Consider the following 24,930-nt stretch of genomic DNA (forward strand, 5'->3'; position numbering starts at 1 on the left):
CCGCTTTCCATCCGCGAAATCCGCGTACGAATGAGTACACGAATCCTCCGCATCGGGACGGATTTCCGCCGAGGGAATGTGTTGAGGATAGGCATCCGGAAAATATCCGCTTATACACATCGAAAAAATCTTCAGCGTTGATCCGCTTTCCTTCCGCGAAATCCGCGGAGCAATCTCCGGGCCGAATCCTCCTCGTACAGCCGCTCCGAATGCGTGATAGCTCCGCAGCACTGGTCTACGGGCTTTTTCTTCAACCGTAACTTGAGAGGTGCTTTACAAACGCGTTATTTTTCAGTACCTTTGCATCATGCCGCCATTTGCACATAGCACGCATCGTTCGCAACCACGTCTGCTAAGGATGGTGAAGAACAAATCACGCCTGCTCATCCTGTCGGCTGTGGGACTGGCGCTGCTGTACTTCGGCTTCAGTTCCAAGGGCTTTATCAGCAGAATTCAGGTGGAGGCGGACCTGTCGGAGCGCAAACAGCGCGTAAGTGAACTTGAGCGGGACATCGAGCAACTGCGCAGGGAGCGGGACATGCTGCGCGACGATTTCCAGGCCATCGAGCATGTAGCACGAGAATCGCATGGTATGATCAAACCGGGAGAGATCGTCTACCGCATTCTGCCAGGCGATCAAAAACCCTCCGATTGATGCGTATCGGTATCGATATCGGCGGAACAAGCATCAAGGCGGCCCTGATTGACGAGGCCCGCAATGTGCTCCTGCGCAGCACCCGCCCGACACGGGCTGCCGAAGCGCTGGAGCGATCACTCAACGAAATTCATGCATGTATTGAAGAACTCGTAACGGGCGCGGTTGAGCCCGTCATTGGCATTGGTGTCGGTGTGCCCGGCGCAGTGGATTACCGTAACGGTATCGTGAAAGAGCCACCCAACATGCCGGCCTGGGAACGCGTACCTTTGGCTGACATTCTGCACGCACGCTGGAAGTGCGTGGTGGCTGTAGACAACGACGCGAACTGCGCGGCGCTGGGTGAGGCCGGTTTCGGCGCGGGTCGCGGTGTGACGTCCTTTATTGGTCTGACACTCGGCACCGGCGTGGGTGCGGGCATCATCATCGACGGAGCCGTTTACCATGGTGAACGCGGCTTCGCCGGGGAGTTCGGTCACATGACCATTGACAGGAACGGTCCTCGCTGTAATTGCGGCAACCATGGCTGCATCGAAGCGCATGTCGGCATAGAGCATCTGTTACGTGTCGCCCTTGCGCGCTTGCGCTCTGAGCCCACATCCCGCCTGCATCGCGCGGCGATGGATGCCCCGGCGTCTCTCACACCGAAAGACATCAGCGACGCTGCCTCCGCGGGCGATGAACCGTGTGCGGACATTTTGCGCACCGTCGGTACGGCCCTCGGTGTCGCAATCGCGAGTGCGGCGAACCTTCTCGATATTACCACCTTCATCATTGGTGGCGGTATTGCGGGCGCCGGAGCGCCGTTGTTCGAAGGCGTGAGAAGCAGCGCTCGCGAGCGGGTACTCAATGTGCACCGCGATGCGCTCCGCATTTTACCGGCGCAGCTGGGCAATGATGCGGGCATGCTCGGGGCGGCACTGCTCGTTGCGTAGACTCCATCGTTTCCTGTACGGACTGTCTGCCCGAAATTCCCATCACATCAATTCCTTCGCCGACACCTGACCTGTAAAAAAAAGGGACGGCTCAGCCGTCCCGAATGCATCACAATGACGCTCAATTCTGTTCGGCAGGTGCCTTCAGCAACACATCGTTGATTGCCTGCACAAACGACTCTTTCGGGAGCGCGCCGGCGGCCATCTGCGGGCGATCGCCCATCGGTACAAAGAGAATCGAGGGGATGCTGCGAATGCCGAACACCGAGGCCAATTCCTGCTCGCGCTCGGTATCGACTTTGTAAATGTCCACTTTGCCCTTGTATTCGTTCGAGAGCTCTTCGAGAATGGGAGCCACCATGCGGCAGGGCGCACACCAGTCGGCGTAAAAATCGATGATGCAGGGACGCTCGCCGGCGAATTCCCATTCCTTCTTGTTCTCGTAGTCAAATACCTTCTCGATGAAGGTCTGTTTCGTCAAATGTTCCATGCAAGCTCCATGATGAAAGGACGTTTTTATTCCAACCTTTCGTTGGATGCACGGAGAGAGGACGACGATTCAGCTACCCTGGCGGAACGGCGAACTGCCTTCCCCTTTTCGTCGTACGACGCGGTCGGATCGGGGAGCCCCGCCAATTGCGTTTATCCGGCAGAGGAGACAACCGACGGGAGTTCGACGACGAACAGGGCTCCCTTTCCTTCCTCCGACTCGCAGTGCACCGTTCCGGCCATGGACTCCACGAGCTTTTTGACGATGGAGAGACCCAGCCCTGAAGAGGACTCGCCGCCAGTGGGTTTTGCAGAGAGGCGGCCGAATTTCTGATAGAGCTTGCCCAGATCCTCCGCCGTCAGGCCGGGTCCATTATCCCGGACTTCAATGCGGAGCCGACCATTGACCGCCGCGCAGCGCAGCCACACATCACTGCCGTAGGGCGAGTACTTGATCGCGTTGGATACGAGATTGTCCACGATTTGCAGCACGGCCCCTTCGTCTCCCAATGCGGCGGGCAAGTCCGGCTGTATGTCCACATGCGTACCGATGCTCTTCCGCTCCGCCCATTTCTGATGCGCGCCCACAACTTTTTGCACCACACGGGGAAGTTGAACCGGCACAGTGTCGAGGTCCATTCTCCCTGCTTCGAGTCGGTTGATATCCAGCAGATTGCGCACGAGCACGATGAGCATATCGGCTGTATCGTAGATGAGCTGCGCTTTGTTCTGAAGGTACTCCGGTGACCGGCCTTCCTCCACCATGGCTTCGGCGACCATGCGTATCCCGCCGATGGGATTGCGCAGATCGTGAGCGACGATACCGAGCAGCTCATTTTTATCCGCGTTGAGTTTTTCAAGGATCACATTCTGACGCGTCAGTTCCTGATTGCTGCGCTCGATTTCCTCCGCCTGCTTCTGCAGCAGCAGTTCGTTCTTTTTTATTTCGGAATAGGCGGTCTCTATAAGGGCGTTCTGTTTCTCCAACGCCACCGCGGTTTTGCGTTTCAGCCTGTAGCCGTTGGCAAGCAGAAGCAGAATGACGACGAGAAAGACGGAACCCGCGATCAGGGAGTTGCGGAGTGTCTGTTGCCGGTTCAGTTCGATTTCCTTCATCTCCCGTTCGCGGGCAAGCAATTCCTTGTCCTTCTGGAGTATCGCGATCTCCTCGTTGCGCTTCGTGGTTTCGAGCTGTTGCCTGAGCAACACCCCCTCCTGTTCCTTGAGCTTGAGACCGCTGATGGTGGATTCCTTGTTCAGGAGTTCGATGCTCAGTTCCTGGTCCTTGAGCTGCGCCGCGCGTCGCTCCAGTTCCATTTCGCGGATACGCTGCTCTCTTTTCAGCAGTTCATTCTCCCGTTCGCTGCGTTCCCGCTGCGACAGTTCGTAATTCGCCGTCATCTCGTTGATCAGCTTGGAGCTTTCCTCGTTAAACAGCGAATCTTTCAGGTCGGTATGCCGGCGGAAGTACTCCAGCGCCTCGGTGGGTCGTCCGAGCAGCGTTGCGGCATCGGAACACAGTTTCAGGGCATTGCGCTCGATGGCGCGGGCGTTGATGGCGGTAGCAGTGGAAAGCGCCTTGCGACCGAACTCCAAGGCTTTCTCGGCGTTCTTTCGTGTCAGGTAGAGCAAACCGATGCGCTGCCACACTTCGGCCTGCCCGTGCCTGTCTCCGCTGTTTGTGTACAATTCGACGGAACGCTCGTAATTCTCCATTGCGCGCGTGTGCGCTCCCTGCAAAAAATAGGTGATACCGATATTGAGATGCGTGCTGGCCAGGCCGGCGACGTCGCGCAGACCACGCTTGAGTTCCAGGGAGGCGATCAGACTCCGCAGCGCTTTGTCATATTCGCCGCGGTCCATGTGTATGACGCCGATATTGTTGTACGTATATGCCAGACCGCGCGTGTCGTTCGTTTCCCGGAAATGCTTCAGTGCGCGTTCATGGTACCGCAAGGCGCGCTCCTCATCGTTGAGCTTCCCGTGGAGAACGCCGATGTTGGAGAGCAATGCGGCCATACCCTGCTGATCCCCAAGTTCATCCTTGAGTTGCAGCGCTTTGAGAAAATAATTGAGCGCGCGCACCCAGGCCCCGGTTTGGGCGTAGGAGATTCCACTACTCGCATAGGCGTTGGCAAGGCCGATCTGATCATGGATTTCACGGGCGATCGCCTCGGCCTCCCGAGCGATCTGCAACGCACGGTCAGGATTGCCGCGGCGGTATTCCTGCGCCAGATCGAGTTTAAGACGCACGAGAACGGAATCTTTTTCGCCCCTCGACTCTCTGCTCCGAATCATCGTTTCGAGCCGCTCGGCTTCGCCGCGCTGCTGGGCGGTGGCATCCGAAGGCAGCATACCCGCAAGAAACATCACGAAACAAGCGGGAAACAGCAGATATGCTAGTGCACGCATGGCAATTCCTATCGGCGGGGTGATTGGGTTGGGGTGGGTTGCGCTGCCCCTGCGGGGAAGTCGTCGCCCCGGAGTGGGTCAGTGTCGAAACGACGTACTTCGTCGTAATCCGACACCCCGTCCCCGTCGGTATCCGTGAGCAAGGGACCGGTACGGAACAGACGAATCTCTTCGAAATCGGTCAGGCCGTCTCCGTCGGTATCCGAGGTATTCGGATCGGTTCTGTGCACATAAATCTCATCATAGTCGTTGATACCATCGCCATCCGAATCCGGCAACAACGGATTCGTCCTCCATATTACCACCTCGTCACCGTCCACCATTCCGTCACTGTCGGTATCCACCTTTCTCGGATGTGTTGCGAGCCGGTATTCATCACCGTCGGAGAGTCCGTCATTGTCCGTATCCACGGAGAGCGGATCCGTGCCGTAGGTCAGCAACTCCTCACGGTCGTCCAGACCATCTCCGTCGCTGTCCTTCGCAAGAGGATTGGTGTTGTACTTCGTGGTCTCGAGAACATCGCTGAGTCCGTCCCCGTCCGAATCCCAGAACAGCGGATTTGTACCGTAACGTCGTACTTCGAGAAAATCGTCGAGGCCGTCGCCGTCCGTATCGGCGTGGTACGGATTGGTGCCCGCGACTCCTTCCTCGGTATCGGTCAGCCGGTCTCCATCCGAATCATCCGTGGCAAAAAGATACCAGTTCACACCGAGACTGATGCCGAGATATTTGTCATAGGCCGTCTTCACGCGGTCCGGGTTTCCCAGAGGATTCTGTATTCTGTCGTACAGCGCGGCAAGTTCACCCGAATCGAAAGCATCAATCTCTCCATTAAAGATGAACATTCCGGTAATTGCAAATTGTGCGCTGAGATTGCGTGCAATCACGTATTCGAAGCCGCCTCCCAGCGCGATATTCAAAGCGGTGATCGGGGTGCGGGCGGTATAGGTCGCGTCTCCGTTGCGATAGTCCTCCGGCGAGTACATCGTGGCACCGAATCCTCCTTCGACGAAGGGATTGAGATGCTGCCCGGGAAGCAGATTCAGTCGTGCGCGTCCCTGCAACGCCAATAAACCGGTACTGCGCTCCACAAGGTTCTCGTCACCGAACTGGAGCGCATAGGTGCCCCCCATATTCCGGCGGTTGCGGCGGAGATAGGTGATTGTTCCACCGTGGACCTCCGCGCCGATATCCAGAAACGGCAGGACTGCATATCGCGATGCGACGACCCAGAGCAGTCCGGTGCTGTTGTCCGTGAACTCCCCGAAATACCTGGTGCCGCCGAAGCCGAGCTGTGCGACCAGCTTGCCATCGGGTACGCGGGGACGTCCCGGCCAGCCGCCTGTGGGTACGCGTTGAGCGTTGGACGCGGGTGCGGCGACAACCACTGCCGCAAGGCACAGTGCGAACGACGCCGCGCGGAAACGACAACGATATGCGCGGCGATATTTCATTCCCGCCTTTTCACTTCTTCGCCGAGCGACAGAATGAACAGTTCCACACGACGGTTCCGCGCCTCACCGTCCTCCGTGGCACCGTCGGCGATGGGCTGTGTCTCACCGTACCCCACCGTACGTAAGCGATCGGCGGCGATCCCCTTCGCCACGAAAAATTCCTTGACGCGCTGCGAGCGTCGCTCGGACAGCGCCATATTGTACGCTTCCTCCCCTTTGCGGTCCGTGTGTCCCCGTACCTCCACGCGCATTCCGGGATGCCGCTCGAACAGCCGGGCCGCTTCATTCAGGATCGGAATGTACTCTATTCTGATGTCGTCGCGATCGAATTCAAAATTGATATTACTGAAGCTGAGGATATCTCCTGGCTTGAGGGCGATGGAATCGAGATGCACCATCACGCGCTTCGCCCGCGTCGCAGGCGGAGGCACAAACTGCACGCTTCTTCTCCGGTAACGATCAGCGTCTTGCGACGATTGGAGAACCCGTTGCTGCTCTTCGGTGAGACTGGAGTCGTACAGTGATTCCATTACCCGTTCCGCGTCTCCGGCCAGCGCATCGGATGCGGTGCCTCCTTTGGCTATCGGTGCGATCAGATAGGAGGTGCCGCCGCCGGGAAGAGACCGTGTCTCCAAAAGCTCGGCGTAATAGGTCTTCTCATCCGGAAGAACGGGTAAACCTGTGTCGTGCTTCACGGGATTGGTCATCGTGCGGAATATCTCCGCATGATCGCTCCCACCGTCGGTGTCCGTATCCTTGTTCAGCGGGTTGGTGCCGTAATACGCAATCTCGTCGTAGTCCAACAGACCGTCTTCGTCCGTGTCCACACGCAATGGATTCGTTTTGTAGGTAATGATTTCGTTGAAATCGTAAATGCCGTCGTCGTCCGTATCCGGATGGAGAGGATTTGTCGTGTGAATCCGTACCTCCGCATAGTCATCCAGACCGTCGTAATCGGTGTCGGGATTCCTCGGATTGGTACTGTACATGATCACCTCTTCGTAGTCCGTCAACTTGTCCATGTCCGTATCGGGCTTCAACGGATCAGTATTATAGACTTCCACCTCCTCGCGATCAGTGAGGCGATCGTCGTCCGTATCTGGTTTTAACGGATTGGTGTTGTATCGCATGATCTCGAAATAGTCCCCCAACCCGTCATCGTCCGTGTCATATTTCAGCGGACTGGTCAGGTACACGCGCACTTCATCGAAGTCGGTCAGGCCGTCTATATCCGTGTCAATGTGATACGGGCTGGTACCAACGTCCTCTTCCTCCGCGTTCGTCAACAGGTCGCCGTCGTAATCACTACTCTCGAACAAATACCAGCGAAAACCGAGACCGAGAGAAAGGAAGCCGTCGTTGCCCCCCTCCGGTATATCGATCCGGGGCTGTCTCCGGCGATTGTATTCCGATGCGATTTCCGCGGGATCGTACGCGTCGAAATCGCCTCGAAAAAGGAAGTGTTTTCTCAGAAGCAGCGTCGCGGAGAGGACACGCGTGAAGAAATACTCCACACCGATGCCAATCGGTGCACTCACCGCGGCGGGAAAATCCGCTGTCGGACGAAGCTGCACAACGTTGAAATCATCCGCCTGGTACAGAGTCACCCCGACACCCGCCGTGAGAAACACGTTGAAAAAATCCCTCGGAAAGAGATGCGCTTCCGCGGATAAGCTGAACGCGGTGAACGACACCGCCGCATCTGCCGCCTGCGGTGTATCCCCGAACTGGAAGTTGTATACTGTGGCATCCTGCCCGTCCGCCGTCCTGCGAAGGGATAGCGCCCCGATGTCCGCCGAGAAATTTACCGCAAGCTCAGGAAATACCGCATAGCCGGCGGAGAAGGTTGTGAGCAGCCCTCCCATGCGTGCGTCGAATTCTCCCTGATAGATTGCCGAACCCGCGCCCGCCGACAGCGACAGCAATCGGCCGGTGTAGCGGAGCAGCGGCGATGGCGAGGCATCCCCGGGGTGAGCGACGGGTTGCGACGCTGCCAGCGCGGGCAACAGGAGACTCACGATCAAACAGATACACCGGGCTGCATTCATGCGCCATCGAATCATCTAATGGGTCGAAGCGAAGTCGGTGAAATGTGTGCGGCTCTCCGAGTGCGAGGCTTCGCGGCAAACGGAATTTCGCACCGTCATTTCGGAAGCGATTTCGCATACGCGCTTCACCGACAGCGAAATCTACGCAAATTTCAACGTCCACACACCACTTTACCGTACCCCCGATCAACTGCCCCGCACAGAAAAGAACAGTCGGTATTCCATGGGCATTCGCCGTTGCTTCCGACCTGCTCCCGGATGTCCATCGCTGTCTTTCTCCCCGCGCCATTCCCGCATCACGCGAAGAAAACCTGACCGTGCCTGTCCGCAGACCATACGGTACGCTGTGTCTTGCCTCTGCGGCTCCCGCACCCATGGATGATTTGCACGGTTCGACATCCGGTCGTATCCTTGCTCGAGCAATACTCACGGAGGACGAATGATGAACACGGATACGACTCTCGACGGCAAACGTGTCGTCATCACCGGCGGCAGCAGAGGCATTGGTTTTGCCATCGCGGATCTCTTTCTGCGCCACGGTGCGGAAGTCCTGATCGCGGCGCGTGGCGCCGGACAACTCTCGGAGGTGGTCGCCGCCTGGGTCGCGGAAGATCTGCCTGCACACGGTATCGCTGCGGATGTGAGCGACTCCCACGACATCCGCCGCATTGCAGATACGGCGCTGGATCGCCTGAACGGCATCGACACGCTCGTCCACTGCGCCGGCACGAATATCCGAAACAGGACCACGGAATACGACGAAGAGACCTTCTGGACCATCATGCGCACGAACGCCTGGCCCGCGTTCGAACTCAGCCGGCAACTGCATCCCCACCTCGCGGCGGCGGGGAACGCCGCCATCCTCCTGATAGGATCCACCGCGGGAATCACCACCGTGCCGACGGGAGCGCCCTATGCCATGAGCAAAGCCGCGCTCGATCAGCTCACCCGCTATCTGGCCGTGGAATGGGCGGCGGATGGCATACGGGTGAACAGCATCGCCCCCCGGGTACATTCGGACGCCCTGGTGGAAGGCGTTCTGGCGGATCCGGTGTATCTGCAGCGCGTGCTTGCCCGAACTCCGATGGGGAGGATTGGAGAAACGCGGGAGGTCGCCACTGTCGCGCAGTTTCTCTGTTCCGACGCGGCCTCCTACGTCACCGGCCAGACCATCGCCGTGGACGGGGGCTTCCTCGCACAGGGTCTCTGAGGCCTGCAATGCAACCGATGCGCGGGTCGGAAGGGACGTATTTCTCCACGTAGCACGATGCGCGCAGAGCTTGGAATACACCGGGATTCTCAGTAACATTGCAGGATAACAACCGGCAGTATCTCTTTTTCGCTCCATGTGTACAGTAATGCGAAAGCACACCTTCCCATGCACCTTCGGCGACGATGCCGGAGCGACGCGAATGATGGAGTGCGGTGACAGACGCCGGTAAGGGTACCTGCAATGTGACGGAGCAGCGAATACCGGAGGGTGCAATCAGACGCGTTCACGCAACGATCAGGTATATCCCATCGCCGATTTCTCCGCTGCTGCGCCTCATCTCGAGGAGAATTTCACATGTCACATGAATTCATCTATTTCGATCGCAATGAAAATCCGTATGGTCCCGCACCGGCGTGCTTCGATGTATTGCGGAATGCCACCATCGAGCAGATGAGTTGCTACTCGCGCGATTTTGCGCGCGGTGTACAATCGCCGCTTTCCGAACGCTTGGCGTCGGATTTCGACCTGCCCGAGAGCGCGATCCTGCTCGGCTACGGGGGAGAGGACATCCTCAAACAGACGGTCCACTGCTACCTCTCGGCCGGTGAACGCATCATGATACCTTCGCACTCGTGGTGGTACTACAAGTCCATCTCCGACGAAGTCGGCGGATTGAAAATCGAGTATCCCATCGTCGAGGGGGCCACCTCGTTCTCGTATGACTGCGAGCGCATGATAGAACTGTACCGCGCCCATGCGCCCCGCGTCGTGCTGATCAGTTCACCGAACAATCCCACCGGCAACAGCATGCCGCGCGACATCATGCTGCAGCTGCTCGAGTCCCTGCCCGACACCGTGGTGGTGCTCGACGAGGCCTACTGCCTCCATTCCGACCTCGAAGCCGGCTTTTTGCGAGAGCTGTATCACCGTTTTCCCAACCTCCTCGTCGTGCGCACGTTCTCGAAATACTTCGCCCTCGCGGGGGTGCGCATCGGTTACGCCGTGATGGGCAGGCAACTCACCAGGCTTGCGCAATTCAGCGCGCGCTATCTGGGATACCATCGCCTGTCAGAGCGTGTCGCACTCGCCGCTCTGGACTCGCCGGACTATTACCGAACGATCGCGGGGTACATGGATGCCGACAAGGCGCTGTTTCGCGAACGATTACATCGCTATCCGGGGTTTACCGTGTACGATTCCGACGCAAATTTTCTGCTCGTGAAGCTCCCGGTGGAGTACAGGAATTCTCTGAAAGAAACACTGACAGCGCGCGGACTGATCGTGAAGTTCATGAATGAGGAAGCCCTGCAATCCCACATGCGCATCACTATCGGAACGCGGGAGCAGAACCGCCTGCTTCTCGATGCCATAGACGTCTTCATGGCGCGGACGGGCGACGCATGACCTGGTTTTCCGAGTACAAGCGCTCCCTGAAAATGGTGGAGGTTGAGGAAAAGCTCGACCTCTTCCTCTATCGTCCCCTTGCCTTCCTTTTCGTCAAGCTGATCTACCGCACTTCGCTGACGCCGAATCAGATCACCCTGCTCTCCATGCTCTTCGGCATAGCCGGCGCGCTGTGCATCGGATCGGGTGATGCCGGCCTTCTTCCCCTGGCGGCGCTGTTGCTCCTCGCGTACGATGTGCTGGACTGCAGCGATGGTCAGCTTGCGCGTCTCAAGCAGAACGGTACACGCACAGGCCGCATTCTGGACGGTTTCGCGGATTACATCGTCAGCTTCAGCATGTATCTCGCCATTGCGATTGCGTATGCTCCGCGATGGGATACTCCTCTGCTGTGGTGGCTGTTCACCGCGCTGGCGGGTTTCAGCAATGCGGGACATTCGATACTGGTGGATTATTATCGCAATCGTTTTCTCGACGTAGTGCTTCAAAGAAAAAGCACCTTCGAGGAAGATCTCGAAGAATTCCATCGTGAATACGAGGACCTCCGCGCGCGCGGAGTGGCTCCCTTCGACCGCTTCGTCATCCGAGTGTACCTCGGCTATTCACGTCTGCAACGTCGGCTGTCCTCAGGGACGGGGGAACACTCCTTCCTCGCCGAGGTCGATCCTGCGCGCTATTACAGGGCCAACGTCCGCATGCTTCAATTCTGGCTGCTGCTCGGACCGACCAGCCAGCTGACCTACGTCATCATCGGCGCACTGCTCAACAGTCTTGAAACCTACGTCTTTCTCCTGTTCAGCGCGGGAAATATTCTCGCCCTCGCATTCTATATCGCACAGGCGCGCATTAACCGGGAGTTGGAGAAACGATGACGAAAGCGCTCATACTCGCGGCAGGCGTCGCATCCCGGCTCCGGCCGTTGACAGACGAGACACCGAAATGTCTACTCGACATCGGCGGCAAGTGCATTCTGGAACGCATGATCGACAATCTGACAGGGAACGGAGTGACGTCGTTCGTGATTGTGACCGGCTACCTCGATCATCTGATCCGCGATTTCGTCACGCGGAGATTTCCCGACATCAATGTGGAGTTCGTTCACAATCCCGTCTACGACTCCACCAACAACATCTATTCGCTCTGGCTCGCTCGGGATGCGATGCGCGGACATGCGATGCTGCTTCTGGACAGCGATATCCTTTTCGCACCCGAAATCGTCGGCGCCCTTCTTGCGGCACCGCAGGACAATTGCCTGGCATTGCGGCGTGGGCCTGTCGGCGACGAAGAGATCAAGGTACTTCTCGGACCCGATGAGCGCGTACGGGAGATAAGTAAAACCGTTCCCGTCGGCGATGCGGCGGGCGAGTCCATCGGCATCGAGCGTTTCTCGCCATCGTGGGTGCGAGCGATGTACGCTCTGCTGGAGCGCATGATCACCCACGAGGGACGCAGCGGCATATTCTACGAAGCGGCGTTCGAGGAAATGATCGAGCAAGGACATGTCGTGTATGCGGTGGATGTTTCCGCCTGGCCCTGCATGGAGCTGGACACAGTGGACGACGTCCTGCACGCGCGGACGGTGCTCGCGCCGCTTCTGCACGATTGAATGTTCCTCATGGATGCTGCGGGCGGACGCCTTTTCGCCAACCGGGGATTTTTTTGAAGACGCCGTTTTTCGACGTATTTTTATGGATTGCGTAACTGACAATTTTACGGACCAGGCATCCGTTCGACACCCATGATTCCGCTCAGCCGACAGTATCTTCTGATCATTGCTACCGTGTGTTGCCTGCCGTCTTTCACGGCCTGCTTCAGCCAGTCTGACGGTTCGATTGCGCATGCGGACAATACACGCGCCGTCGCCGCGGATCAACGCCCGCCTTTTACGGAGGAACAGCTGCGCGATGCGATCGAGGAAATATGCACAGCGGGAAAGTTGCCGGCGGTGGTATATCGCGACACCCTGCTCCAGGAGTATCGTGGACGCGATTATTCTCCGCTCTGGATACAGGAAGACGCCTGGCCATCGAGAATACAGTCCGTTCTCCCGTGGTTGTCGAATTCCTGGGAGCACGGCCTGAAACCGGACTGGTATCACGTGTCCGAACTCCGCAGCGCCATCGCGGCGAGTATGAGCGGCGGCGTATCGCCCGACCAACAGCCCGCTCTCCTCGCGCGTATTGACATTTTGCTGTCCGATGCCGTTTTGCAGTATGCGAAGCATCTGCGGTATGGTATTTTCGACCCTCGCTCGATTGACCCGGCCTTTTACCTGCCTGCCCGTGCACCCTCCCGTCGGGATTTCCTGGAGCCCCTGAAGAGCGTGAATGTCGCCGCGTATCTGCGGAATATACAGCCCCGCGATCCACGCTACCGTGCGCTGCAGAGCGCTCTCAGAGAGTGGAAAACAATGAAGCGTGATCCGCGCTGGGTGCGTATCCCCTCCGCCGGCATACAGAAAATCGTCCACGGCGATACCTCCTCGATTCTTCCGCTCATCGCGCAACGGTTATTGATGACCGGAGAACTCACCGGCAGCTACCGGTCTCCGATGAAAATGATCTCCGTACTGGACGAATTGGCGACGAAGGCCTACGCGCTCGACAGCACACGCTTGCAGGTTCTCGGCCCGATGCTGTACGACAGCATGCTGGTGAAAGCCGTGATGCGCTATCAGCTCCGGCATGGACTGCTTCCGGACGGCGTCATCGGCGTACGCACCATCGCACGGATGAATCGCACGCTCGACGAATACATAGATCAGGTGGAGCATACGCTCGAGCGTTTCCGATGGGTGCACTACCCGACAAACGGACGCTACGTCATGGTCAATATCCCCGCCTTCTGGCTGTACGCAGTGGAAAACGGAGAAGTACAAACCGACATGGCGGTGTGCACCGGCCTTCCGAGTGCCCTGTCCTACGATCCTTCGTACGCACGGCATATGCGGGAGACGAATCAGCACTACGCGCGCAAGAATTATGAGACCCCGCAGCTTCACGGCACACTCACCCATCTTATCCTCAATCCTGTGTGGAACGTCCCACCCAGCATCGGCGCGCGGGAGACGTATTTTTCCGCGCTGAAGGATCCTTCCTATCTCCGTCGCAAAGGATACCGCGTATACCTTCGGGACTCGCTGGTGGATCACAGCACCATAGACTGGAGCAAGTACAATCCGCGTAACCTCCCGTTCCGCTTCGCGCAGGCACCGGGGAATGCGAATGCGCTCGGGAACATCAAATTCATGTTCAACAACGAGCACAGCATTTACCTGCACGATACGCCGCAGCAGTGGGCGTTCAACCGCGCGTCGCGCGCCGTGAGCCACGGCTGTGTCCGCATCGCGAAACCGATGGAATTCGCGCGCTTTCTGCTGAAAGGAAGCGAGCAGTGGGACGTGAACAAGGTGCAGCAGATGATCCGCAGCGGTGCGCACGCCCGTCCCGTTCCTCTCGCCCACAAGCCCCCGTTGTACATCGATTACTATACGTCATGGGTGGATAGCAGCGGTGTACTGCAGTTCCGCGACGACGTCTATCGCAAAGACGCCCTGCTCTCCCGCGCCTTCGCGTCGTATACACGCAGCCGCGCGCGCATGCGCTGACCGTTCCCGCCAGCCCTGTTCCCGAAACCGCCAGCTTGCTGTTCGCTCCCGCCGTACGGGAGGCATTTCCGCTGTCGTATGCGCTGCCGCGGCATCCCTCACCATGGTGTAATAAAGCAGTTCAATATTTTTTTAATTCGGACTGCATCCATCCGCATTTTGCTTCGTAGAATGGATGTGGCAATTCCCATGTTCCGCCAGTGCCCTTGCCTGTTTGGCACACCGCGATGCTGCGAGCACGGCTGAGCTGCCATCGTCACAACTGTTTTACAGAGGAGAATCATGAAGACTGTGAAAAAAGTCCTGCTCGGACTGATACTTGTACTCGTTCTCGCCATCGTCGGCGGGTATTCCTACATGATGCTCGCCTTCCCGGCCGTCGGTGACGCTCCGGATCTGAAGGTGGAACGCACACCGGAGCGCATCGCACGCGGAAAATATCTTGCGGAGAGCGTGGCCATGTGCGTGGATTGTCATTCGGAACGGGATTATACCCGCTTTGCCGCTCCGGTCATTGAGGGGACCTACGGACAAGGCGGCGAGGTGTTCGGCGAGGCCATGGGCCTCCCGGGGAATTTCGTGGCATCGAACATCACCCCCGCGAATCTCGGGAACTGGACCGATGGCGAGCTGTACCGCGCCATCACCGCCGGCGTCAGCCGCGACGGCCGCGCGCTCTTCCCCATCATGCCCTACCCCAATTTCGGACGGATGGACAAGGAGGACATTTACTCCATCATCGCCTATCTGCGCAGCATGGAGCCCGTGGAGCACACGACACCGGCATCGGAGGCGAAATTCCCGATGAGTCTGATCATGCGCACCATACCGGCCGATGCCGCACATGGCACGCGTCCCGATCCGTCGGATAAGCGTGCCTATGGCGCCTACATGACCATGGCCGCTGCCTGTGCGGAATGCCACACACCCATGGAAAAAGGCGCACCCATACCGGGAAAGGAGTATGCGGGAGGCTCCGTGTTCGAGTTGCCCATCGGAAGCCTCCGTGCCGCCAATATCACTCCGGACAAGGAGACCGGTATCGGAAACTGGACGGAGGACATGTTCGTACAGCGCTTCAAGGCCTATGTGGACTCCGCCTATGCGGAACCGACGCTCTCTCCCGGCGACTTCAACACCATCATGCCCTGGCGCATGTACGGTCATATGACGGAACAGGATCTGCGCGCCATTTACACACATCTGATGGCCCAGAAACCTGTGCGTAACGCCGTGGAGCGCTTCACGCCCAAACGATAACACCTCTCCCACTCGTATCATCGAACGGCACCCCTGCAGCAGGGTGCCGTTTGTATTTCCGCGCGTGCCCCACCGCATTCCTCCGCCACGAGACGGGCTGCCGATGGACGCACGGCGTGTCCCTTCCCGACCCATCCTCCCCGAAGCTTCCATGCAAGCGACAGTGCATTGCATTTTATTACGGAAATGCCGATTTTCAATGCATGTGGAAAAATAGAGGATTCTCGCCTCTCTTTCCCTTGTCGCCGGATAGCAGCCGGCTCTCATATCGAACGCTCTCATCTCTCCATTCAGAAAGGAAGCCCGCCTATGCGTACGTTGCTCCGTTCTTCGCTGCTCGCATGTGTGTTGTTGCTGCCAGTGCTTTCCCAGGCGCAGACCGCTCGCACCCCCCTCCTTGAACAATTCACGGGCACCTGGTGCCAGTGGTGTCCCTACGGCGCCGACAGCGTGAACGCGTTGCTCGGTTATCTCCCCAACGCCCGCGCCCTCGCCTATCACGGGGGAAGCGCCAGCGAACCGATGAAGACGACCGAAGGCGATGCCATTATCGCACACCTTCTCGTCGGGGGATATCCCACAGCTGCCATCGACCGTCTTTTGATCAATACGCCGCAAGGCACCGCCATCGCCATCAGCCGCAGTTACTGGGGCAATGTGATGACACAACGCCACGCGACGACGGCCCCCATGTCCATCGGCGTGTCCGGCACCTATCATCAGGACACTCGCGAAATCAACATGAACGTGACGCTGAATATTCTGCAGGATCTTTCCGGCGAATTCTATCTGAATGTCGTGCTCAGCGAAGACAATCTGAACTACGCGCAGGTGAAAAACGTCGGCGGCTCGGTCGTTACCCTCAATCCCTACTATCACAAGCGTGTCGTTCGCAAGATGATTACAGGTGCCTACGGGACAACGATCAGTACCAACGGCTTCCAGGCAAACCAGGTCGTGACGCAGCCCATTACATACACCGTGCCCGGAAATTACGACATCACCCAGTGCAAAATCGCGGTGTTCGTCACCACGAAGGTAACCCTGACTGTCAACGGGCAGCCCCGCCCGACCAATATGGCCGTGCAACAGGCCTGGCAGGAACCCGTCCTCTCCGCATTGAGCACGATTCCCGTGGAACTGATTTCCTTCAACGCCGTGCAGGTGGATGATAACGTGCGTCTCGAATGGCGCACCGCCTCGGAGAGCAACAATAAGGGCTGGACCGTCGAGCGCCGAGCACTGGATGGCGAATGGACCGATCTCGGCTTCGTCGCCGGTAAGGGTACGACGCTGGAAGATAATATGTACACCTTCACCGACCGCGCTGTGCGTCCGCTCGAGACCTACGACTACCGCCTGCGGCAGATGGACTTCGACGGTACGACGGAGCACTCCCCGATTTTCCGCATCATGGTCGCCCCCGTTCCTACCGAAACGCGCATGCACCCGAACTATCCCAATCCCTTCAATCCCAGCACCAGCATCGTCGTTGAGCTCGCCGAAGACAGCGACATGCATGTCGCCGTGTACGATATGCTCGGCCGCGTGGTCAAGACGCTCGCCACCGGCGCGCACAGCGCGGGCGGACACGTTCTCGACTGGGACGGTACGGACAGCAACGGCGCGGCTGTGGAAGCCGGCATCTATTTCGCACGCATGGTCACCCCGACGCACAGTCAGACCATACAGATGCAGATGGTGAAATAGACTCCTCCTTTCCCTCCCGATTCTCAGCACCCCGCGACAGCGGGGTGTTTTTTTTCACGCGTGCCATATCCCGGGGTCTCGGGCATTCCTTCGCAACCCGTCATGAAAAAATCCGTAGAAGGAAAAATATTCTCGCTCCATGAAAGGGTCACGATGAATCAGCATGAACTGCGTACGGAAATACAGATCGAAGCACCTCCCGAACAGGTCTGGGCGATATTGACCGATTTCACCGCATATCCCGTATGGAATCCATTTATCACCGCAATACATGGCGTCCCGGAAGCCGGCACGCTTCTCAGGGTACAGCTTCGCCTCAACGGCGGAAAGCCGATGGCGCTTCGGCCACGTGTGGTGGCTGCGCATGCGCCGCACGAGTTTCGATGGCTCGGCAAACTGCTGCTCCCCGGGATCTTCGATGGTGAGCATCGCTTCACCATAGAAGGAACACCACGAGGAGGCAGTCTTTTTCGACAGGAGGAGACCTTTTCGGGGATACTCGTACCGCTCTTCCGCGGATCGCTGCTCCGGAAGACCAGAGACGCGTTCGAGAAGATGAATCAGGCGCTCAAAGCGCGCGCGGAAACTCTTCGGTAGCAGCCGGAGGCGTTGGTGCCGGTACAGCGGGAAACGATACCAGCAACTTGTATGGTCAGGCAGTACAACCGGACACGCGTTCCAGGGCGCGGTCATCCCCATCTCGCGAACGGCAGCGGACGCGTTGCCTCTCGGTGTGAAATCAACTTCGCGACGATGTCCCCGGAATAATGCCTACTCCTCCTGCAGATCGCTCATCACCGCCCACACGCGATGGTACAGCGCCAGATGATCATGCTGATCCAGGCGTTCAGCGATTTCGCCTTTGAAATTCGGGTAATCGATGCCGTCCGCGAGCGCGGCGTACGCCTCACGCAGCGCCCGCTGCGATACGATCAGGCGGAAGCGATAGTCCGCCTGCGGCCATTCCAGAATGAGCTGCGGCGTGCATTCGCTCCAGACGCTCCGTTCGCTGCTGCTGCGGATAAGGTCCAGCTCATCCGGCGAGCCGACCCAGCGTCCCGCCATCAGCGCGATGAGATTTTCCAGATCCCTCCGCCGCCGCGCCCGAATAAAATAGCGGTCCTCGCTATCCTGTTTGACGCTGTAAAATCCGTGTTTCGTGCAAAGCCACATACGTCCTCCACTCTTTGCTGTGATTCGTCCATATCCCTGCTCCCGCGGCGAGCATGCGGTATCAGACTTCGACCTACCCTGATCCACACGCAGTCCCGGCACTTCCTGACAACATACCATCCTGTCCGGTAAAAACGAAAACGGCGAAACCTTGTTGATTTCGCCGTTTTGTTGCTGCCCCTCTAGGGCTCGAACCTAGACTTTTCTGATCCAGAGTCAGACGAAGAATGGCGTATTTGGCGCGTATTAGGCAGAATTGCGGGTAATCTCTACAAACTTTCAACAATACCTTTGTGCATTGAGTGGAAACGCATTTCATTTTTGGAGAATATGACATGAAGCGCATGGTACAGGGAGCCACATGGGCGCTTCCTCGGACACGCACAAGTCCAACACGCGGCCGAATGAGACGATGATTTGCGAATGGATGCGTTAAATTCGATGACGAGCTTTGATTTACTTACGAAGGTCCATAAAGAAGGTCGGACTTTAAGTCCGACCTTCCCTTTACGTTGTGACTTGAGGTGAGCTGGAACTAACCTTACTCGCCTGCCCAGATGTTACCGAAGTAGACATAGCCCTTAATATTGGAAAGTGCTCTTTTTACCCTCATTGTGACACCCGGACTCAAGGTAATAGGTGCCTGAGAATCGAGATTCTCTTGTGCAATCAATGTACCGGCCATGGTGTACCATGAGCATGTCCCGGTGATCGACCATTGGAAGGTCCTAGCACTTTTGTTGAAATTGTGGAAATGATATTGTAGATCCATACAGTACGTGTACTGTAGGCCTCGTATATCTGGAATAGGATCCCACTGTACGTTGCCCATAAATCGATGGTACATGGTTGGGATCTGTTCAAATGCTCGGAAGACGATCCCATTGTCGGGAGCGACCGGGCCAGGGACCAAATATGAAAATGCGCTCTGGAAGTCCTGACTGCCATTGTCTCCGATAGCCTCGACCTCGACAAAAGGACCGTATGCAACATTTTGACCAGAAGTAAGAGGATGGACCTGTCCCCTAAACTTGTAGGTGTAACTATTGTCAACATAATTCGGAATTGACGCCGCGGCGTCGAACCATGAATCCGTGTAGTGTCTCGTATTTGTCCCACAATAGGTGACAAGCGTTGAAACGTCTTGCAACGGATCTGCCGTGCAATAGACTCTATCTGGTGCATCCATAGTTGGCGCTGACTCCCAAGTGGCAACACTGTTCGGGGCACCTGCAGTGAAAATCCAGTACTCGCCATTTACGTAGGCAAGAGGCATCGGTGACGTGGTTTCGTCGAGCAGCAATGGGTCCGGTACGCCTTGGAACTGGCTATTGATCGTTGGCGATTTACATGCCCAAACCTCAAGCGAGTCGATGCACATATAGTTCTCAATGGTCGGACAACTTACCGTCACTTCCAATTCGTACCGTACGGCCTGATTTTGTAAAGGAGTACCATCCTTCAATCGGGTCGCAATCAGATTCACTGCTCCTTTGATTAAATAAGAGGTGGGGATTGCATATGAGATATAGTCATCGTGGTGGTTCAACACGTCGTACGCTGACAAATCAACAAAGTGACCGTTTACGTAGAGTCCTCTTGCGTTTGTTGCATCGTCAACACAGAAATCATCATCCACTGAAGCACGGAAGATTGCGCTCATAAGCATGCAATCCGGTATCACGAATGACTGGCGCAAATATACCTTGCTACCGCGCATCGAGTCTGGCGGCAGATTCCCCCATATCGGAATTGCCGGGGAGGTGTGGTTCGGCCACACTGGAGGCCACATGCCATTGTTTGGAGTCCACCCGGAAGGATGCATTATCGGGCTGGACCACGCTGCATCCGAATAACCCGGTGCCCACCAATAAGCGTTTGCAGGCAGATCCTTGAAGTTGTCGTTCTTCGCGGTAACGGCAACGGTCTTCATGCTGGTTGTGTAGAATGATTGGGATGCGGTGAGCTCGGAGTAGACCTTCACCTTCGTGGTGGTCTGCTGGCTCTGGCTTGCAAACGGCATCACGAGCGTAATCAATAGCGCCCAGAAGAATACCTTCATGCTTCAACTCCTCTACTTTTGTCCATTGCCCATACCCTACTACTTTTCGGGCGCGACCAATGGAGATGATTATCGGTCACGGCGGAAGTTGCAATTGAATCAGGATCGAAAAGATCCTGAAATGTGCTATGTGAGGGTATGAAGCTCCGGGGGCGAACCGCAGCAGTATGGACAACACTACAACATTTTAGGGACATTTGCAAGCATCTGGATAAAAATTCAGCCCATATTTCGACATTGGACAGGCTCATCAAGCACTAAATCCAACATAATCGCCGGTAGTTTCCCTATGGCTAAAGCCCATATTCAATTGGGTAGAACAGCCGTCTCGACGGTCCGATTAACAAAGCCCCACTCATTAAGCAGGGCTTTGGTTGTCAGGTTGTCATTTGAGACCGGAGGAGTTCGGCAGAGGATGGTAGATCCTTCCTCGCTGACGCTCCCAGTAAGGGACGCGACGGCCGCGATCTTCAGGCGGGTGGACGGTTTGCCGTCCAGATTTCCTTTTTTCCAAGAAATCCTCCGTGTAGAAGAATTTCTCGCTTGCTCGATCAAGAATCCCAAAGTATATTGGAATCGGCATCATTGACCCCGTCGTGAGCAGCGATAGATTGCGAATGACGGAATTCTTATAGGCCGATCTGTTAGCGCAGTCGGCCTATTTTGTTTGCCGAAAACAATCTACATGCACTTGCTGGGCGAAGCAAGCAGAATCCCTATTAGGGTTTCACAAGTCAATTTAACGAAAGCCCGTAATCCCTTATTTTCATGGATTTTATAACTGAAAAAATTTTAATGTAGCACTTTAAGTAGTGAGGGATTCTGTAACCGCTATCGGCTAGAGTGTTACACGGTAGGAGAATCTGTCAATTCAACTACCTCCTCACCGCCCACCGCACCCCATAATACAGCCCATACACCGCCAGCCCCGCCACGGCGACGGCGAGGATGATTACGACGGCCACCGTTGCCAGTCCCTTTCCGTCGCTGTAGCCGTGCGCGAGCGGTGGTGGAGCGCCACCAGCACCGCCCTCGGTTGTTGGCGGATCGCTGAGCTCCGTAGACAGCATCTGCGCCGTGTATGCCCTACTACGCTTGATCGCTGCGACGGTTATTGAACGTGTTTACCGTTGCTCGTCGGTGGGGTGCCGCTACAGCATGTAAACGGGATGAGTCTACTTTTTTTTTGGTAGTCTTGCCCTGCGCCGCCGCCTCTCCATTTCTTTCATGCAGACTTCCTTGATAAGCCCGAAGTACTCCCAACACTTGGATGCTCGTTCGGAGGAAACTCGATAATTTATATACCGGCAGTTGTTCGATTCGTCTCGCAACATCCGGTATAATACCGAAGCCTCACTGAGATAGGTTTTACACAGATGACCAAGAAGTTCATGGCGACTCATCCCAAGCGTTTTTCCATCCGCGAGATAGTCGGTCCAGCTTGAATACACCTTCCCATTATGGTGTAATGGGAATAGAGTTCCCTTGATATACTGGGCCGCCGCATAGAATGCTATCGTCACTTCCCAATCCGGCCAGTTTTTGCCACGCTGTAGGTATGAACCGGCACCCTCGTTGTGCATTCCCCATTCAAGACTCATTGGCTTCCAGGTATGTATGCGACCGAATGTACCCGTCGACTCGCAACAGATCTGGATCCAGCGCCTCGCTATCTGCAGTAAAGGAAAATTGTATTTGATACGTTGGCTTTTGAAACCCCTGCTCTAAACAGACTACTTCTTTGTATGTCTCGAGAAATTCAGCGGAAACATACTCATTCTCAGGGAGAAAAATAAGTACCCGCATTTCATTGAATGCGAGTTCTTTCAGCAGTGCGCGAACAGGGTTGCATCCCCGATCCTCCAGTGCTCTCAAGACTATCCAAGTGTCCTCCGCAGCCTGTTGTGCGTTAGCTTCGGCCGTAGCTTTGATCATTTGGATTAGGTCGTTGAGCATTTCAGTAAATCTCTGTTCCCTGCCTCGATCTACGCCTTGTTTAAAAGCCTCGATCATCTGGTTGGAGCTGTAGGAATCCTCCCCTGGCTCAGGACCGGTCCAATTCTGGGGATCTGCGTTTGGTTCAATTGAAGATTTGATCATATCAGTCGCGCTGATACAATCGGTATCCGGTCGACGACGAGTCTGAGCACCCACCGTGATCCTTTCCATAATATCTGATTTTTTGTGCTTCATGTGCATGCTCTATGATTATTACACAGAGTCAGTCGCAACGAACAATAAGGTATGCATTTTGTATTCTGCTGTCAAGTCAATGGCTTGTACCCGCCTTGAGAACGGGGCTTCCCCGCGTTATTCCTTCCGATGCAGAAAAACCGTGTTTGGTCTAAAACGAAAACGGCGAAACCTTGTTGATTTCGCCGTTTTCCTGCTGCCCCTCTAGGGCTCGAACCTAGACTTTTCTGATCCAGAGTCAGACGTGTTGCCAATTACACCAAGGGGCAATCACTATGTTCACTAATATAGCACCTCTGCCGTTCAGAGGCAAGTCTTCGGAGCGATGAATCTGCTGTTCGGCCACATTTTTTCTGTGCGGGTGCGATCGTGACGACAACGGCGATGATGGCTGGCGTCCGCTCGTGCGTGTGTTTCGTTTCGATGCGCAACCGGCTGTCTGCACCCTGGACACCGATGCCGGAAAAACAGCCTGTCCGACGCGATGCGTGACGGAGACTTATCGGTTGCTCCATATTTCGTTGGAAGCATCGCACCCCTGCGATACAGGACCAGTTCATCCTCGTAGGGCAAAACTCTCGCCCGCTATTTCGGCGGCTGCGGATCCGCCTGCGGCTGCGGGTGTTCGTGATCGTGGGGATGCGGCGGATGATGGCCGTCGGGATGATGCGCGCCGGGATCATGCTGCCCTTCATGCTGCTGGACGCTTCCGTCGGGATGCTCGATGGTGATGGGCGGAGGAGGAAGCTGCGGCGGCGGCGGAGCGGCCTTGCCCGCGTTGGGATCAATGATGCCGAGCATGTCCTTTTCCAGACTGGCCATGGGCGCTTCCACGATGCGGCCGATTTCCTTCCCGCCGCGCAAAAATATGAAGGTCGGAACGCGCTCGATGGTGTAGCGCTGCGCGACACCGTCCGGATCGCGTTTCGAGCGGTCCACACCGATCAGTATGAGTTTCTCGGGTGCGATGTTCTTTGCCTGAAGTATGCGAATCATGCGCGGGACTTCGCGCTTGCTGTCGGAACACCAGGTCCCGAGAACACAGAGAATTTCCACGTCGCCCATGTGCGCGGGAATCGCGTTCGCGTACTCCGGCTGCGGCGCGTAGGCAAGGAAATCCTCGGTGAACCAACCGGGTAATTCGATCATATCCGCGATGCTCATGGGTCCGATGATATCCGGCGCCTGCGCGGCTGCGCTGCCGGTACACAGGAACAGTGCGGTGATGAGGAGAAAAATCGTCTTCATGCTTCTATCCGATGATGATTGTTCAGCGTTATTGTGCAGTGTGGTGATGTATGGGCAGCTGCATTCTGCCGTCCTGCGCCCAACTGAGTTTGGTGCGCAGTGTTTCAAAATAATTCGGCCCGAGGTTCTTGATCAAGGCAGCGCTGTGTCGCCCCCGTGAAATCTCCATCGCGGTCTCGCGCGCGTCGTGCACCACCGGCTGGCCGTCGTTCATCACCATGAGCATGCCCTCGTCCGTGCTCGCACGGAGGGTGATGACGCTGCTTCCGGGCACGATCACCGGACGCGCCGTCAACGTATGCGCACTGATCGGACTGATGATGATCACTTCGCTGGACGGCACGACCACGGGGCCGCCTGTCGCCAGAGAATAGGCGGTGGAACCGGTGGGGGTGGAAATAATGATACCATCCGCAAGAAAAGACGCGAGGAATTCGCCGTTGACCCACGCGTCGATTCCGATGATTTTCGCCGTCCCGCTCTTTCCGATGACGATGTCATTGAGCGCAGAAATCTCCTGCGGCACACCCTCGATCCGTCCGGTGATGGTCATGCGCCGCTCCACCGTGTGGCGGTCCTGAAGAATCTGCCCGATGGCCCAGGGTACTTCGGGAACGGATACATCGGCCAGAAAACCCAGCTTCCCGAGATTCACTCCCAGCACGGGAGTGTCCCACGGCAGCGTCCATTGCAGCGCCATGAGCATGGTTCCGTCCCCGCCGAAGGTGACGGCAAAATCCGATTGCCTGCCGAGCTCGGCACGTGTGGCCACGGCACCGGACGAATCCTCGTCGGGGCTGAATCCGAGCATGCCGGCGATGTCCGTTTCCACAAGGAAGGCGATCTCGTGTTCCTCGAGAAACTGTATGGTGCTGTGTACCGCTTCCACCGCTGCCGGCTTCCCGGCATTGCCGAAAAGGCCGAATACCACGCTGTCTGCTGTTGTCATGCTCTCACGCTCCGCGGCAAGTCCGTGTGAAGAGACCAAAATGCAATGTCCGGAAAAAACAGAGGTCAGACAATGAACGTAGAGGGCTCCGCGAAAAGAAGAGGACATCCGCGTCAGT

At 56.7% G+C, this 24,930-nt stretch carries 20 protein-coding genes and 1 tRNA gene; 10 read left to right on the forward strand and 11 right to left on the reverse strand.

The annotated features are described in order from the left end of the window. Positions 1-307 precede the first annotated feature (307 nt). Together M5R41_08710 and M5R41_08715 are read left to right on the forward strand one after the other, a co-directional pair. On the forward strand, positions 308-655 hold the full coding sequence (locus M5R41_08710; GenBank protein ID MCZ7556468.1) for a septum formation initiator family protein: 348 nt from the start codon (positions 308-310) through the stop codon (positions 653-655). Next, positions 655-1,590, forward strand: a complete 936-nt coding sequence (locus M5R41_08715) for an ROK family protein (GenBank protein MCZ7556469.1) — start codon at positions 655-657, stop codon at positions 1,588-1,590. Before M5R41_08710 ends, M5R41_08715 begins: the two co-directional genes overlap by 1 nt. 121 nt (positions 1,591-1,711) lie before the next feature. Here the strand turns inward: M5R41_08715 and trxA are convergent, their stop codons facing one another. The 4 genes from trxA to M5R41_08735 form a co-directional block, all read right to left on the reverse strand. Continuing rightward, positions 1,712-2,080 (reverse strand): thioredoxin, encoded by a 369-nt coding sequence (gene trxA, locus M5R41_08720; protein MCZ7556470.1) that lies wholly within the window; start codon positions 2,078-2,080, stop codon positions 1,712-1,714. A gap of 152 nt (positions 2,081-2,232) precedes the next feature. Further along, the gene (locus M5R41_08725) at positions 2,233-4,491 is read right to left on the reverse strand and encodes a tetratricopeptide repeat protein (protein MCZ7556471.1); all 2,259 of its coding nucleotides are present in this window, start codon (positions 4,489-4,491) and stop codon (positions 2,233-2,235) included. Between the two features lie 8 nt (positions 4,492-4,499). Beyond that, a complete protein-coding gene (locus M5R41_08730; protein ID MCZ7556472.1) occupies positions 4,500-5,945 on the reverse strand; it encodes an MSCRAMM family adhesin SdrC in 1,446 nt (481 codons plus the stop codon). Then, the gene (locus M5R41_08735) at positions 5,942-7,963 is read right to left on the reverse strand and encodes an OmpA family protein (protein ID MCZ7556473.1); all 2,022 of its coding nucleotides are present in this window, start codon (positions 7,961-7,963) and stop codon (positions 5,942-5,944) included. The genes M5R41_08730 and M5R41_08735 overlap by 4 nt, the downstream gene beginning before the upstream one ends. A 472-nt stretch (positions 7,964-8,435) precedes the next feature. Here M5R41_08735 and M5R41_08740 point away from each other — a divergent pair, with 472 nt between their 5' ends. From M5R41_08740 to M5R41_08775, 8 genes are all read left to right on the forward strand, one after another. Then, entirely contained in the window at positions 8,436-9,203 is a 768-nt protein-coding gene (locus M5R41_08740; GenBank protein MCZ7556474.1) for an SDR family oxidoreductase, read from the forward strand. A 357-nt stretch (positions 9,204-9,560) separates the two neighbouring features. Beyond that, on the forward strand, positions 9,561-10,610 hold the full coding sequence (locus M5R41_08745) for a histidinol-phosphate aminotransferase family protein (GenBank protein ID MCZ7556475.1): 1,050 nt from the start codon (positions 9,561-9,563) through the stop codon (positions 10,608-10,610). Then, positions 10,607-11,482, forward strand: coding sequence for a CDP-alcohol phosphatidyltransferase family protein (locus tag M5R41_08750; protein ID MCZ7556476.1), 876 nt, complete (start codon positions 10,607-10,609; stop codon positions 11,480-11,482). Before M5R41_08745 ends, M5R41_08750 begins: the two co-directional genes overlap by 4 nt. Further along, positions 11,479-12,216 carry a phosphocholine cytidylyltransferase family protein gene (locus tag M5R41_08755; GenBank protein MCZ7556477.1) on the forward strand — a complete coding sequence of 246 codons (738 nt, stop codon included), beginning with the start codon at positions 11,479-11,481 and terminating at the stop codon, positions 12,214-12,216. Before M5R41_08750 ends, M5R41_08755 begins: the two co-directional genes overlap by 4 nt. 132 nt (positions 12,217-12,348) lie before the next feature. Continuing rightward, positions 12,349-14,217 (forward strand): L,D-transpeptidase family protein, encoded by a 1,869-nt coding sequence (locus M5R41_08760; protein MCZ7556478.1) that lies wholly within the window; start codon positions 12,349-12,351, stop codon positions 14,215-14,217. Positions 14,218-14,499: 282 nt separating this feature from the next. Next, positions 14,500-15,477 (forward strand): cytochrome c, encoded by a 978-nt coding sequence (locus tag M5R41_08765; protein MCZ7556479.1) that lies wholly within the window; start codon positions 14,500-14,502, stop codon positions 15,475-15,477. 309 nt (positions 15,478-15,786) lie between these two features. After that, the gene (locus M5R41_08770) at positions 15,787-17,187 is read left to right on the forward strand and encodes an Omp28-related outer membrane protein (GenBank protein ID MCZ7556480.1); all 1,401 of its coding nucleotides are present in this window, start codon (positions 15,787-15,789) and stop codon (positions 17,185-17,187) included. A gap of 153 nt (positions 17,188-17,340) precedes the next feature. Then, positions 17,341-17,784: an SRPBCC domain-containing protein gene (locus tag M5R41_08775; GenBank protein MCZ7556481.1), complete on the forward strand. Its 444-nt coding sequence runs from the start codon at positions 17,341-17,343 to the stop codon at positions 17,782-17,784. Positions 17,785-17,958: 174 nt separating this feature from the next. Here M5R41_08775 and M5R41_08780 read toward each other — a convergent pair whose 3' ends face one another. The 7 genes from M5R41_08780 to M5R41_08810 form a co-directional block, all read right to left on the reverse strand. Further along, a complete protein-coding gene (locus M5R41_08780; GenBank protein ID MCZ7556482.1) occupies positions 17,959-18,360 on the reverse strand; it encodes a hypothetical protein in 402 nt (133 codons plus the stop codon). A 541-nt stretch (positions 18,361-18,901) separates the two neighbouring features. Next, the gene (locus tag M5R41_08785) at positions 18,902-20,422 is read right to left on the reverse strand and encodes a hypothetical protein (GenBank protein MCZ7556483.1); all 1,521 of its coding nucleotides are present in this window, start codon (positions 20,420-20,422) and stop codon (positions 18,902-18,904) included. A gap of 875 nt (positions 20,423-21,297) precedes the next feature. Beyond that, the gene (locus M5R41_08790; GenBank protein ID MCZ7556484.1) at positions 21,298-21,492 is read right to left on the reverse strand and encodes a hypothetical protein; all 195 of its coding nucleotides are present in this window, start codon (positions 21,490-21,492) and stop codon (positions 21,298-21,300) included. 520 nt (positions 21,493-22,012) lie between these two features. Next, positions 22,013-22,615: a hypothetical protein gene (locus M5R41_08795; GenBank protein ID MCZ7556485.1), complete on the reverse strand. Its 603-nt coding sequence runs from the start codon at positions 22,613-22,615 to the stop codon at positions 22,013-22,015. A 196-nt stretch (positions 22,616-22,811) separates the two neighbouring features. Further along, positions 22,812-22,884, reverse strand: a tRNA-Gln gene (locus M5R41_08800). A 316-nt stretch (positions 22,885-23,200) separates the two neighbouring features. Then, positions 23,201-23,863, reverse strand: a complete 663-nt coding sequence (locus tag M5R41_08805; GenBank protein MCZ7556486.1) for a thioredoxin family protein — start codon at positions 23,861-23,863, stop codon at positions 23,201-23,203. Positions 23,864-23,891: 28 nt separating this feature from the next. Then, entirely contained in the window at positions 23,892-24,812 is a 921-nt protein-coding gene (locus tag M5R41_08810; protein MCZ7556487.1) for an NAD(+)/NADH kinase, read from the reverse strand. Between the last annotated feature and the right edge of the window lie 118 nt (positions 24,813-24,930).

The organism is Bacteroidia bacterium, from assembly GCA_027493955.1.
Lineage (GTDB): Bacteria > Bacteroidota > Ignavibacteria > SZUA-365 > SZUA-365 > JAOSJT01.